Annotated in this window: 10 protein-coding genes; 5 read left to right on the forward strand and 5 right to left on the reverse strand. The window is 72.3% G+C overall.

Features of this window, described 5'->3' with window-relative positions; translation table 11 throughout:
• Nucleotides 1-153: 153 nt before the first annotated feature.
• The 5 genes from ACFVDP_RS17890 to ACFVDP_RS17910 form a co-directional block, all read right to left on the reverse strand.
• A complete protein-coding gene (locus ACFVDP_RS17890; protein ID WP_383490446.1) occupies nt 154-1,464 on the reverse strand; it encodes a DUF58 domain-containing protein in 1,311 nt (436 codons plus the stop codon).
• Nucleotides 1,465-1,476: 12 nt separating this feature from the next.
• Nucleotides 1,477-2,466 (reverse strand): AAA family ATPase, encoded by a 990-nt coding sequence (locus tag ACFVDP_RS17895; RefSeq protein ID WP_383490937.1) that lies wholly within the window; start codon nt 2,464-2,466, stop codon nt 1,477-1,479.
• A complete protein-coding gene (locus ACFVDP_RS17900) occupies nt 2,466-3,605 on the reverse strand; it encodes a DUF4350 domain-containing protein (RefSeq protein ID WP_383490939.1) in 1,140 nt (379 codons plus the stop codon). Before ACFVDP_RS17900 ends, ACFVDP_RS17895 begins: the two co-directional genes overlap by 1 nt.
• A gap of 212 nt (nt 3,606-3,817) precedes the next feature.
• Nucleotides 3,818-4,483 (reverse strand): DUF4129 domain-containing protein, encoded by a 666-nt coding sequence (locus tag ACFVDP_RS17905; RefSeq protein ID WP_383490941.1) that lies wholly within the window; start codon nt 4,481-4,483, stop codon nt 3,818-3,820.
• A gap of 28 nt (nt 4,484-4,511) precedes the next feature.
• Nucleotides 4,512-5,849, reverse strand: coding sequence for a glycerophosphoryl diester phosphodiesterase membrane domain-containing protein (locus ACFVDP_RS17910; RefSeq protein WP_383490448.1), 1,338 nt, complete (start codon nt 5,847-5,849; stop codon nt 4,512-4,514).
• 140 nt (nt 5,850-5,989) lie between these two features.
• On the opposite strand from ACFVDP_RS17910, the gene mtnA reads away from it, so the two are divergent.
• From mtnA to ACFVDP_RS17935, 5 genes are all read left to right on the forward strand, one after another.
• A complete protein-coding gene (gene mtnA / locus ACFVDP_RS17915) occupies nt 5,990-7,180 on the forward strand; it encodes an S-methyl-5-thioribose-1-phosphate isomerase (protein WP_383490450.1) in 1,191 nt (396 codons plus the stop codon).
• Between the two features lie 4 nt (nt 7,181-7,184).
• Nucleotides 7,185-7,874, forward strand: coding sequence for a two-component system response regulator MtrA (mtrA, locus tag ACFVDP_RS17920; RefSeq protein WP_199836122.1), 690 nt, complete (start codon nt 7,185-7,187; stop codon nt 7,872-7,874).
• Between the two features lies 1 nt (nt 7,875).
• Nucleotides 7,876-10,032 (forward strand): MtrAB system histidine kinase MtrB, encoded by a 2,157-nt coding sequence (gene mtrB, locus ACFVDP_RS17925; RefSeq protein WP_383490453.1) that lies wholly within the window; start codon nt 7,876-7,878, stop codon nt 10,030-10,032.
• Between the two features lie 85 nt (nt 10,033-10,117).
• Nucleotides 10,118-11,890, forward strand: coding sequence for an LpqB family beta-propeller domain-containing protein (locus ACFVDP_RS17930; RefSeq protein ID WP_383490943.1), 1,773 nt, complete (start codon nt 10,118-10,120; stop codon nt 11,888-11,890).
• A 155-nt stretch (nt 11,891-12,045) separates the two neighbouring features.
• Nucleotides 12,046-12,801 (forward strand): ComF family protein, encoded by a 756-nt coding sequence (locus tag ACFVDP_RS17935; RefSeq protein WP_383490455.1) that lies wholly within the window; start codon nt 12,046-12,048, stop codon nt 12,799-12,801.
• Nucleotides 12,802-13,043 lie beyond the last annotated feature (242 nt).

Genomic DNA, 13,043 nt, shown 5'->3' on the forward strand with positions numbered 1-13,043 from the left:
TGGTACTGCAGGGGGGACCCTGTGGGAGAGTAGGACGCCGCCGAACAAATTTTGAGAAAACCCCCGTGCCATCGGCACGGGGGTTTTCTGCGTTTAAGGGGCTGGTCGGTCCACAGCCCCGTTATACGAGGCCGTGGTGGATCAGTGGGTGGGTTAAAGGCGGCCGGCCGATTTCAGGGACAGATAGGCGTCTGCCAGTGCCGGGGCCAGTTCTGATGGTGTCGCGTCGACGACGGTGACGCCGTGGCGGGTGAGCTTTTCCGCGGTGCGGAGGCGTTCCGCCGTGGCCTGGGCCGCCGATGCCGCGTCGTAGATCGCGTCCGTGGTGCCTCTGGCCGCCGCCATCGTTTCGATGGCCGGGTCGGCGACCGAGGCCACCACCACTGTGTGGCGCTTGGTGAGGCGGGCCAGGACAGGGAGCAGGCCCTCCTCGACGGGGGCTGCCTCCAGCGACGTAAGAAGAACGATGAGGGAACGGCGGGGCGCCGAGTGGAGGGCCGTCGCCGTGAGGCCTCGGGCGTCGGTTTCGATCAGTTCGGGTTCCAGCGGGGCCATCGCGTTGACCAGGGCCGGGAGGACCTCGCCCGCGGTGCGGCCCTGGACCAGGGCGCGGACGCGGCGGTCGTAGGCGAGCAGGTCGACGCGGTCGCCCGCGCGGGACGCCAGGGCGCCCAGGAGGAGCGCGGCGTCCATCGAGGCGTCCAGGCGCGGGGCGTCGCCGACCCGGCCGGCGGACGTGCGGCCCGTGTCCAGGACCAGGAGGATGTGGCGATCGCGTTCGGGGCGCCAGGTGCGTACGGCTACGGACGACTGTCGGGCCGTCGCGCGCCAGTCGATGGAACGGGTGTCGTCCCCGGGGACGTACTCGCGGAGGCTGTCGAACTCGGTGCCCTCGCCCCTGGTCAACACGCTGGTGCGGCCGTCGAGTTCGCGGAGGCGGGCCAGCTTGGAGGGGAGGTGCTTGCGGCTGTGGAACGGTGGCAGGACGCGGACCGTCCACGGGACGTCGTGCGTGCCCTGGCGGGTGAAGAGGCCCAAGGGGCCGAACGAGCGGACCGTGACGCGGTCCGCCCGGCGGTCGCCCCTGCGGGTGGGCAGGAGGCGGGTGGTGACCCTGCGGCGTTCGCCCGGCGGGATCGTCACCTGGTGGCGGGACGCGTCGTGCTCCATGCCCTTGCGCCAGGTGCTGGGCGGCCAGGCGTCGCGGATCTGCGCGCGCAGCGGACGGCGTCCGGGATTGGTGACCGTGAGCGTGACATCGGCCGGATCGCCGAGACGTACGGACGTGTCGCCGGAGCGCGTCAGGCGCAGTGAGCGTACGGGGGCGGCCAGCGCGAAGTCGCAGGCGCAGGCCAGGGCCAGGGGGGCGTTGACGGCCAGGATGCCTGTCCAGCTGGGCTCCCAGATTCCGATGGGGAGGGAGCCCACTGCTGCGAGCAGGGCCGTGCGTCCGGTGAGGGCCATGTCGTCCGGTCTCTAGCGGGGGACGGGGACGTGGGTGAGGATCGCGTTGATCACCGAGTCCGTGGTGACGCCTTCCATCTCCGCCTCCGGGCGCAGTTGGACGCGGTGGCGGAGCGTGGGCAGGGCGAGGGCCTTGACGTCGTCGGGCGTGACGTAGTCGCGGCCGGTCAGCCAGGCCCAGGCACGTGCGGTCGAGAGCAGGGCCGTCGCGCCTCGGGGGGACACGCCGAGCGTGAGGGACGGGGACTCGCGCGTCGCGCGGCAGACGTCGACCACGTACGCGGTGACCTCGGGGGAGATGGAGGTCTTGGCCACCGCGGCGCGGGCCGTCTCCAGGTCGGCGGACGTGGCCACCGGGCGGAGGCCGGCCGACTTGAGGTCGCGCGGGTTGAAGCCGGACGCGTGGCGGGTGAGGACGTCGATCTCGTCCTGGCGGGTGGGAAGAGGAACGTTCAACTTCAGCAGGAAGCGGTCCAGTTGCGCCTCGGGGAGCGGGTACGTGCCCTCGTACTCGACCGGGTTCTGGGTGGCGATCACCATGAACGGGTCGGGGAGGGGACGCGGGGTGCCGTCCACCGTGATCTGACGCTCCTCCATCGCTTCGAGGAGGGAGGACTGGGTCTTGGGCGGCGTGCGGTTGATCTCGTCCGCGAGGAGGAGGTTCGTGAACGCCGGGCCCGGCTGGAAGGAGAAGCGCGAGGTGTGGGTGTCGTAGACCAGGGAGCCCGTCACGTCGCTGGGCATCAGGTCCGGGGTGAACTGGATCCGCTTCGTGTCCAGTTCGAGGGACGCGGCCAGGGAGCGGACGAGGAGTGTCTTGGCCACACCGGGGACGCCTTCGAGGAGGACGTGGCCCCGGCACAGAAGGGCCACGACCAGGCCCGTGACGGTGGAGTCCTGGCCGACCACGGCCTTGGCGATCTCGGCGCGCAGTGCTTCCAGGGAAGCCCGTGAGCTGCGGGGATCGCTCGTGGGCCCGGCGTTGTCAGTGGTCGGGTCCATCATGAATTCCGTACCTCTCTTTCGAGGGCGTCGAGGTGGTCGGCGAGGGCGATGAGTGCCGCGTCGGTCGTGGGGGGCGGACCGAAGAGGAGAGCGTGCAGGTCCCGGCCGGGCGTGGGGAGTTGGCGGGCCAGGGCCGGCAGGAAGGTCTCGGGCGTGTGGGCCTGGGAGACGGGGATGCCGATGAGGGGGGCGAGCTTGGTGCGGGTGGAGATACGCAGGGCGCTCGCCGCGCGGTCGCGGGCGTTGGCCTTGCGGTAGAGGCGGGCGCGGCCTTCGGTGGTCTCGGAGGCGCGGATCGCGACGGGGAGACGCTCGGGGACCAGGCGGCCCAGACGGCGTGCGCGCCAGAGGGCGGCGAGGGCTGCCGCGACGAAGAGTTGGAGCGTGCCCCAGAGCCAGCCCTTGGGGATCAGGTCGAAGAAGCTGCGGTCGTTCTGCGCACCGGAAGCCGCGGATTCGTCGGAGAGGGAGGGGAGGTACCAGACCAGATGGGGGCGGGTACCGAGGAGTTGGAGAGCGAGCGAGGCGTTGCCCTGCTCGTCGAGGCGGTCGTTGAGCAGGATGTCGGGGGCGCCGATGATCACCGTGTCGCCGGTGGCCGCGGGCAGGCGGAGCAGGGTGGGGATGCCGTCGCTCGGATAGCAGGAGTCGGCTTCGGACGACGCCGTGTTGTAGCGCTCGCCGCCGGTGTCGGCCGTGCCCGCGCTGCGGGCCGCCGGCAGGGAGCAGTCGGGGGCGAGGGTCCTCTCGGCGCTGGGCCCGGGGTCCGCGGTGACCCCGGGGGCCAGCTTCTCCACCGACGCGGCGCTGGGGGCCACCAGGACCGTACGGCCGCCGGATCCGGTGGTGGCCTCCGCGATCCCGCGCTGCTGGTGGGCCGTGAGCAGGTCGGGGACGGCGACGAGGAGGGTGGTGTCCGATCCGGTCGCGGCGCGGGCCTCGGCCGCCGTGGTGACGACCCGGGTGTCGACGCCGCGCTCGGCGAGGAGTGCGGCGACGGCGCGGCTGCCGTACGGGTCGGCGGAGCGCGGGTCGAGCTCGCCGTGCTTCTCGCCGGAGCGGACGGCCGCGATGGCCACCGCGGCGGCCAGGAGGAGGACCAGGGCGAGGGCGATGCCTCGGGTGCGGGTCCACACCTGGCGGACCGTGGGGGTGGCCGAGGTGGCCCCAGGGGCCGGTTCGGGGGCCTCAGGTGGTGGCGGTGGCGCGGTGAGGGTGGCCGTGCCGGTGCCGGTCGGGGGCGTGGCGCGGCCGGGCTTGGAGAAGTCCGGGGTGGGGGACGGCGGCGCCGGGGGTGGCGTGCTGCCCGGGGAGGGGTCGGCGTGCGGGTTCGGGGTGCTGGGGTCGGTCACCGTGCGGCCCCCGGGGCGGCGAGGGACGGGGCGGTGCGTTCCGCCTCGGTGTCCAGGGCGGTCAGGCGCTGGTACATCTCCGGGGTCGCGGAGCGGCCGCCGTATGTGACGTCGTCGAAGTCGCGGGCCGCCGCGCGGAGCCCGTCCGTGTGCTGCGGCAGCGCGCGGGAGGCCTCGGTGGCCGCCTCGTCGGCGGTGCGGCCGGGGCGCGGGTCGAGCAGGGCGCGTTCCTCCAGGGAGCGGACCAGGGCCCGCATCCGCTCCTGGACGGCCTGGTTCCAGTGGCCCTGGGCGGCGTGCGCCTCGGCGGCCGCCCGGTGTTCCGCCGCGCTGCGCGGGCGGTCGTCGAAGAGGCGGGCCGTGGAGGTGGGCGCGCGGTGCGGTGTGCCGAGGCGCCACCACAGTGCGGCCGCGACGGCGACGATCGCCAGCACGATCACGATCAGGCCGACGGCGCCGCCCGGTGTCGCGCCGGAGGCGGCGGAGAGCAGCTTGTCGATCCACTCCCAGAACTTGTTCAGGGCCCGCATGTACCAGCTCGGATCGTTCTGGTGGTACGCGGGCTTGGACAGCTCGTGCTCGGCCGCTTCCCGCGCGGGATCGCGCGAGATCGTCACCGGCGGCTCGTCGCCGCCGGCGCGCGTCAGCCAGGCCGCCGCCATGAGCACTCCCCCGGGCGCGCTCACCGCATCAGCCCCCCGGGGTGGCGCCGGGGGCGGTCCCGTAGCCCTGCAGGCCCGCGGCGCGGGCGAGTTCGAGGTCGAGGGCCTCGCGACGGATGCGCTGGTCGATGTAGAGCAGCACGGTGACGCCCGCGGTGATCGGGAAGGTGAGCGTGGAGCCGATCACCGAGCCGATGCCGCTGATGATCAGGAAGGCCCAGCCCGAGTCGCCGGTGCTGTCGAGGAGCCCGACGCCGCCCCCGCTGACCGCCGCGGCGACGAGGGTGAAGGGGATCAGGATGATCGAGGAGACGATGTTGGTGATGATCGTCGCCAGGATCTGAATGCCGAAGACCCGCCACCAGGAGCCGCGGACGAGCTTGCTGGACCGGCCCATCGCCTTGCGGACCGTCTGCTTCTCCAGCATCAGCGCGGGCGAGGCCAGCGAGAAGCGGATCATCAGCCAGACCGCGACGACGAAGCCGGCGATGCCGCCGATGACGGCGAGCGCGATGCCCCCGTCGGACGAGCCGAAAGCGGCGAGGAGGATGCCGGGGACGGTGCCCACGCAGACGATCGCCCCGACGATCAGCGGCAGCAGCAGCGTCAGACCGAGCAGCCGCAGGACCTGCGGACGGGCGTCGCGCCAGGCCTCTCCGGTGGTGACGGACGTGCCGAGGACCGCACGGCTGGTGACGGTCGTGAGCAGCGCCGTGGCGATGATCGTGCCGAGCAGTGTGACGACGAGGACGGCACCGGCGCCGATGAAGATCCCGCCCACGGCGTTGAGGACTTCGCGGGGGGTGGCGTCCGGGTTGTCCAGCGCGGCGTTGGTCGCGGAGTCGTCGAGGAAGAAGCCCTGGAGGAGGACCGCCAGAAGTTCGGTGACCACGGCGACGGTCAGCGAGATGCCGAGGACGGTGCGCCAGTACGTGCGCATCGTCGATACCGCGCCGTCGAGGATCTCTCCGACGCCGAGCGGGCGCAGCGGGATGACACCGGGCTTGGCGGCGGTGGGCGGGCCGCCCCATCCGCCGTTGCCCCAGCCGCCGGGGCCGCCGCCCTGCGGGGGAGCGCCCCAGCCGCCTTGACCGGGACCGCCGGGGCCCTGGCCCCAGCCCTGGCCGGGAGCCGGCGGGGGCGGTGGCGGGGTCTGGCCGGGACCGGAAGGGCCCGGAGAGCCGGACGGGGCGGACCACTGTGCGGGCGGCGGCTGCTCCTTGGACCACTGGGGGCCCTGGCCCGCGGCGTCCTGGGGAGCGGCGTCCTGAGCGTCGCCGCTCTGGCTCGTGCCCTCCTGGCGCTTGTCGTCGGGGCCGTCGGAGGGGGCAGATCCGGGCGAGGCCCAGCCCGGAGTGTCGTTCATCGTCGCTCCTTCAAGGTGCCCGTCCGCGGTCGCCGCGGCAGGTTGGCTGCCATCGTGCCATGGGGTGGGTTCGGCGTGACCTGGCCCCGTAGTGCCTTGACACCTTCAATTGTCGGGGCCGCAAAGGGCAGACTGGGCGGATGGCTGATCAGTACGCGCAATCCGGCGAGGACATACAGCTCAGCGAGGACAAACAGCCCAAGACCATCGACGTACAGGCGATCCGCTGGGAGGAACCGGCGGAGGGGCCCGTTCTGGTGTTGCTCGACCAGACGCGCCTTCCGGCAGAAGAAGTCGAGCTGGTGTGCACGGATCCGCAGGCGTTGGTGCAGGCGATCCGGTCCCTGGCCGTGCGCGGGGCTCCGCTGCTCGGCATCGCGGGGGCCTACGGGGTGGCCCTGGCCGCCGCTCGTGGGTTCGACGTGCAGGAGGCCGCGGACGCTTTGGCGAACGCGCGGCCCACCGCGGTCAATCTGGCGTACGGCGTGCGCAGGGCACAGTCGGCGTACCGGTCGGCGTTCGGGAACGGTGCGGGGGCGGACGGCGCGGCCGTCCGGGAGCGGGCCGCCGCTGCCGCGCTCGCCGCCGCGCGGGCACTGCACCAGGAGGACGCCGCGGCGAGTGCCAGGATGGCGGAGCACGGAATGCGGCTGCTCGACGAGCTGTTGCCCGGCGGGAACCACCGGATCCTGACGCACTGCAACACCGGGGCCCTGGTCTCCGGCGGTGAGGGCACGGCGTTCGCGGTGGCGCGCGCCGCGCACCGCGCCGGGCGGCTGCGCCGGCTGTGGGTGGACGAGACTCGTCCGCTGCTGCAGGGGGCGAGGCTGACGGCGTACGAGGCGGCGCGCAGCGGGATGGCGTACACGCTGCTGACCGACAATGCGGCGGGGTCGCTGTTCGCCGCCGGTGAGGTGGATGCCGTGCTGATCGGGGCGGACCGGATCGCCGCCGACGGTTCGGTGGCCAACAAGGTGGGGAGCTATCCGCTCGCGGTCCTGGCGCGATATCACCATGTGCCGTTCATCGTGGTGGCGCCGGTGACGACGGTGGATCTGGCGACTCCCGACGGTGCGTCCATCGAGGTGGAGCAGCGGGCCGGACATGAAGTGACGGAGCTCACGGCGCCGCAGGTGCCGTTGGCGGGAGTGGAGGCGGGTGGCGGGATTCCGGTGGCACCGTTGGGAACGCAGGCGTACAACCCTGCGTTCGACGTGACACCGCCGGATTTGGTGACGGCGATCGTCACGGAGTGGGGCGCGTTGGCGCCTGTGACAGGTGAGGGCCTGAGTGAGCTGTGTTCCAGGTCACGCCAGGTAACGATGAGCTAATGGGATGATGTGGTCCATGAAGGGACGAGTCCTTGTCGTCGACGACGACACCGCACTGGCCGAGATGCTCGGCATTGTGCTGCGTGGTGAAGGTTTTGAGCCGTCGTTCGTAGCTGACGGCGACAAGGCGCTGGCCGCTTTCCGTGAGACCAAGCCCGATCTGGTTCTCCTCGACCTCATGCTGCCCGGCAGGGACGGCATCGAGGTGTGCCGCCTGATCCGGGCGGAGTCCGGGGTTCCGATCGTGATGCTCACGGCGAAGAGCGACACCGTCGATGTGGTGGTGGGGCTCGAATCGGGCGCCGACGACTACATCGTGAAGCCCTTCAAGCCGAAGGAGCTCGTGGCCCGTATCAGGGCGCGGCTGCGGAGGTCGGAGGAGCCCGCGCCCGAGCAGCTGGCCATCGGTGACCTGGTCATCGACGTGGCCGGGCACTCGGTCAAGCGGGACGGACAGTCGATCGCGCTGACGCCGCTGGAGTTCGATCTCCTGGTGGCACTGGCCCGCAAGCCGTGGCAGGTGTTCACCCGCGAGGTGCTGCTCGAGCAGGTGTGGGGCTATCGGCACGCGGCGGACACGCGCCTGGTCAATGTGCATGTGCAGAGGCTGCGCTCGAAGGTCGAGAAGGATCCTGAACGGCCGGAGATCGTGGTGACCGTCCGCGGTGTCGGCTACAAGGCAGGGCCGAGCTGACATGTCCCGTAACAGTGCCGCTCCGGCGCCCGGGAAGCCGGGATCCCGCGCGGAGCGGCCTGTGGGACAGGCGGCCGGGCGGGATTCCTGGTCGCGCCGCATGCTCGACGGTGGTCTGCTGCTCCAGGGCGGAATGAAGGGCAGTCCGGTGCTCCGGCTGTTCACGCGCTGGGTGCGGCGGCCGCTGCTGCCTGCGATGCGGCTGTGGCGGCGCAACATCCAGCTGAAGGTCGTCGTCACCACGCTGGTGATGTCGCTGGGTGTGGTGCTGCTGCTCGGCATCGTCGTCATCGGTTCGGTGAGCAACGGACTGCTGGACGCCAAGGTGAAGGCGTCGCAGAGCCAGGCCGAGGGCGGCTTCCGGGCCGCCAAGGACAAGGCGGACTCGGCCACGGCCGGGACCTCGGACGGCGCGTCCGAGGAGAGCCGCACCAGCGTGGAGCCCAACGCCTGGAAGACCGATCTCGTCAGCCAGCTCTCCAGCGGCGGCAAGGGTGCTTTCGACGTCGTCACGCTCAGCTCCGGCGACGCCGACAGCGGCAAGGGACGGGCCCTGCGCGGCTCCGGCAGCGTGCAGCCGGTGCGCAGCGTGCCCGAGGAACTGCGGGAGCGGGTCGAGCGGATGACCGGCGCCTCCCAGGAGTACACGCGGATCATCTACGAGGAGGGTCAGGCCTCGCAGCCCGGCCTGGTCATCGGCAAGCGCCTCAACGATCCCGAGGGCAACCCCTACCAGCTGTACTACCTCTTCCCGCTCACCCAGGAGGAGAAGTCCCTGGGCCTGGTGAAGGGGACGCTCGCGACGGCGGGCCTGTTCGTGGTCGTGCTGCTCGGGGCCATCGCCTGGCTCGTCGTGCGGCAGGTCGTGACGCCCGTGCGGATGGCGGCAGGAGTGGCCGAGCGGCTCTCCGCGGGCCGCCTCCAGGAACGTATGAAGGTCACTGGCGAGGACGACATCGCGCGCCTGGGTGAAGCCTTCAACAAGATGGCGCAGAACCTGCATCTGAAGATCCAGCAGCTGGAGGATCTGTCGAGGATGCAGCGCCGCTTCGTGTCGGACGTCAGCCATGAGCTGCGGACGCCGCTGACGACCGTACGGATGGCCGCGGACGTCATCCACGAGGCGCGGGTCGACTTCGATCCGGTGACCGCGCGGTCCGCGGAACTGCTCGCCGATCAGCTGGACCGGTTCGAGTCGCTGCTCGCGGACCTGCTGGAGATCAGCCGGTTCGACGCGGGGGCCGCCGCGCTGGAGGCCGAGCCGATCGACCTGCGCGAGGTCGTGCGCCGGGTCGTCAGCGGCGCCGAGCCGCTCGCCGAGCGCAAGGGCACGCAGGTGCGGATCGTCGGCGCCGACCAGCCGGTGGTCGCCGAGGCGGACGCCCGCCGCGTGGAGCGCGTCCTGCGCAACCTCGTGGTGAACGCCGTGGAGCACGGTGAGGGCCGGGACGTCGTCGTGCGGCTCGCCGCCGCCGGTGGCGCCGTCGCCGTCGCCGTGCGCGACTACGGGGTCGGGCTCAAGCCGGGCGAGGCGACCCGGGTGTTCAGCCGTTTCTGGCGGGCCGATCCGGCACGCGCGCGGACGACGGGCGGCACCGGCCTCGGCCTGTCGATCGCCCTGGAGGACGCGCGGCTGCACGGCGGCTGGCTGCAGGCGTGGGGTGAGCCGGGTGGTGGTTCGCAGTTCCGGCTGACGCTGCCGAGGACGGCGGACGAGCCGTTGCGCGGGTCGCCGATACCGCTGGAGCCGGAGGACTCCCGGCGCAACCGGGGCCTGGGCGACGGCGCCACGCAGGACAGGAAGCTCGCGACGGTGCCGGCCCAGGCGCCGCCGGCGCCCGCGCAGGCACCGATAGCGCCGCGCCTGCGCCAGGCCGCGGTGCCCGCCGACCCCACGGCGCTGCCGGGCAGCGGCGCGCGCGTGGTCTCGCGCGGTGGAGGTACGGGGTCGGGCGGCGGGGCGCTGAGCGTGCCGCGCCAGCCGGGCGACGGCACGCACCGGACCGGCGAGGCCGGTCCGGTCGGTGAAGTGGGTCCGGTGGAGGCCGTCGGGTCCGAGCCGGTGCCCGGCACGCCGTGGCACGGAGACGTCGCCGTCGGCGGCCGCCTCGGTGGACCGGCGGAGCGTGACGAGGGGAGCGACGGCGGTCGTGGATGAGCAGCGGGCGTCGCGTCGGCGGCGCGGGGTGCGGGGCGGTGCGCTGGCCGGATGCGGCGCCATCGTGCTCGCCGGGTGCGCGTCGATGCCGGACAGCGGCGGACTCGAATCGGTGGAGGCGTCGCAGCGCCCGGACTCGCAGGTCCGTGTCTTCGCGCTGCCGCCGCAGGACGACGCGGCGGCCAAGAGCATCGTCGAGGGTTTCCTCGAGGCGCTGACCGGCGACGACCCTTCGTACGCGGTGGCCCGCAAGTATCTGACGTCCAAAGCCGCGAAGACCTGGCATCCCGAGCGGCAGACCGTCGTGCTCAAGGAAGCCCCGGGCGCGACCTCGACGGACCGGGCGAATTCCGGGGACGACGGGCACGGCTTCGAGCTGACCGGGACCCAGATCGCCAGCCTCGACGAGGAGCAGGCGTACCGGCCGGCCGACCACCGTTACGAGGGTCGGCTGCATCTGAGCCTGGTCGAGACCGCCAAGGGCAAGCCGAAGCAGTGGCGGATCGACACCCCGCCGGACGGCGTCGTCCTGGGGAAGACCGACTTCCAGCGGATCTATCAGTCCGTCAACAAGTACTACTACGCGGTGGATTCCGGCGCGGCGTCCGCCGGCGGAGCCAGTCAGAACCGGCTCGTCGCCGACCCCGTCTTCGTCCGCAGGTGGGTGGATCCGCTGACGGAGACCGTCAGGGAAGTGCTCGCGGGGCCCACGCGCTGGCTGAACCCCGTGGTGACGACGTCGTTCCCGCTCAAGGCGGGGCTGCGCGCCGGTACGAAGTCGCTGGCTCCCGACGACGCGAACAAGCTGACGGTGCCGCTGAACAAGACCGCGGACTCGATCGGTTCGGCGCGGTGCAAGAAGATGGCCGCCCAGATCCTCTACTCGCTGCGGGACCTGTCGTCGTCGAGCGTGGACGATGTCGAACTGGAGCGCGCCGACGGCCGGTTGATGTGCACCCTCGCGAAGCCCGCGGCCGACGCGCTGGTGGCGCCGCGGTACTCGGAGGGGACCGAGTACCAGTACTTCCTGGACGACAAGGGCCGCTTGGTGCGGATGCCGGGTACCAGCGGCTCCCACCAGAAGCCCGAGCCGGTGGCGGGGCCGATGGGCGAGGGTGAGCGGCGGATGCGCTCCGTCGCGATCTCGCGCGACCAGGAGCGGGCGGCGGCGGTGTCGGGCGACGGGCGCTCGCTGTACGTGGCGTCCATGGTCACCAACGCCTCGCTGGGGGACGCGCTCGCCCACAGCGGCGCCAAGGCCGAGAAGGACGGTTTCACGACGCCCAGTTGGGACGGGAACGGCGACCTGTGGGTGGCCGACCGCGATCCGAAGAACCCGCGCCTGCTCGTGTTCGGGCAGGGCCAGGCCGACCGGATGCAGGAGGTCCGGGTCGGCGACCTCGGTGACGAGGCCCGTATCGAGGCGGTGAAGATGTCCGCCGACGGCGCGCGCATCGCCCTGCTGGTGAACGAGGACGGCAAGACGCGGCTGAAGGTCGGCCGCGTCGAGCGGGAGCACGGCACGACGGACGGCGACGTCGAGATCTCGGTGGCCGACCTGGGCCTGGCCGCACCGGAGATGGAAGAGGTCACCGCCGTGTCCTGGGCGGGCGGCAGCCGGCTCGTGGTGGTGGGCCGGGAGCCCGGCGGGCTGCAGCAGATCCGGTACGTGCAGTCCGACGGCTCGACACCGACCGGTCAGGCGCTGCCGGGGCTGACCCGGGTGAGCGAGATCGCGGCGGCCGACACGGATCTGCCGCTGCTGGCGCACTCCGACGACGGGATCGTGCGGTTGCCCTCCGGGTCCGCCTGGCAGTCCGTGCTGAAGGACGGGACGGCGCCGGTCTACCCGGGATAGCCGGTCGGTCCGGAGCCCCCGGGGCCGCTCTCACCTGCGCTCTCACCTGTGCTTCACCTGCGGAGATTCGGGCGCCGGTCAGTACGGTCCAGTTGTCCACAGGCCGTTGTCCACAGGGGTGGTCGCGCAGCGCGCATGTTGGCACAGTGGTGGGTATGCGGGGGTGGTGGCAGGACCTCTCCGACCTGGTGCTGCCGGCCCGGTGCGCAGGCTGCGACAGGTCGCGTACGCCGCTGTGCGCGAGGTGCACACAGGCGGTGCACGGTGCTGGGCCGGGGCGGGTGCGGCCACGGCCGAAGCCCCCGGGGCTGCCCGTCGTGCACGCGGCGGCGCCCTACCAGGGGCCCGTGCGGGCCGTGCTGCTCGCGCACAAGGAGCGTGGGGCGCTGGGTCTGGTCCGGCCGCTGGGCGAGGCGCTCGCCGGGGCGGTGCGGGCCGGGCTGCCGGTGGACGGCGCGGGAGCCGTGGCCCTGGTGCCGGTGCCCTCCGCGCCCTGGGCGGTGCGGGCGCGCGGGCACGATCCGACACGCCGACTGGCTTACGCGGCTGCGGCCGGACTGCGCCGTGACGGCGTTTCGGTCAGGGTGCTCGCCGTGCTGCGGCAGCGGCGCGCCGTGGCCGACCAGTCGGGGCTCGACGCCCGGCAGCGCCGGGCCAATGTGTCCGGCGCGCTGGCCGTGGTGGGCGGTGCGTCCGCCCTGCTCGGGGAAGTTGGCCGGATCGTGCTGGTCGACGACCTCATGACGACGGGCGCGTCTTTGGCGGAGGCGGCGCGTGCAATACGCGCGGTCACGCGTTCTCCGGCGGGCGCGGGAGAAGCCGCGACGGGTCCGGGAATGGCAGGACCGATCGCTATGGGCGCAGCCGTGGTCTCCGCATCTCCGGATTCCTTCGAAATAAACCGGAACTGACCGAGGATCTGCATCGTTGCAGGTAGAGAGAGGGTTCATTCACTTGAATGGAGGTACGCGTCAGTAGAGGGTGACGACATCCGTCCGGGCGAGATATGTTCAGTTGTGAGGAACTCGGCAGGAAAGACGGAAGCCGCACCTCGCATATCGGAATGCCATGCGGGAGATTGCGCAGAGTTTTTGACAATCACCCGTCCCGGTGGGGTGGAGATCTCGTCCACGGGGGAGGAGGAGGTGGAAGT

The sequence above is a fragment of the Streptomyces sp. NPDC057694 genome (genome assembly GCF_042799415.1).
Lineage (GTDB): Bacteria > Actinomycetota > Actinomycetes > Streptomycetales > Streptomycetaceae > Streptomyces.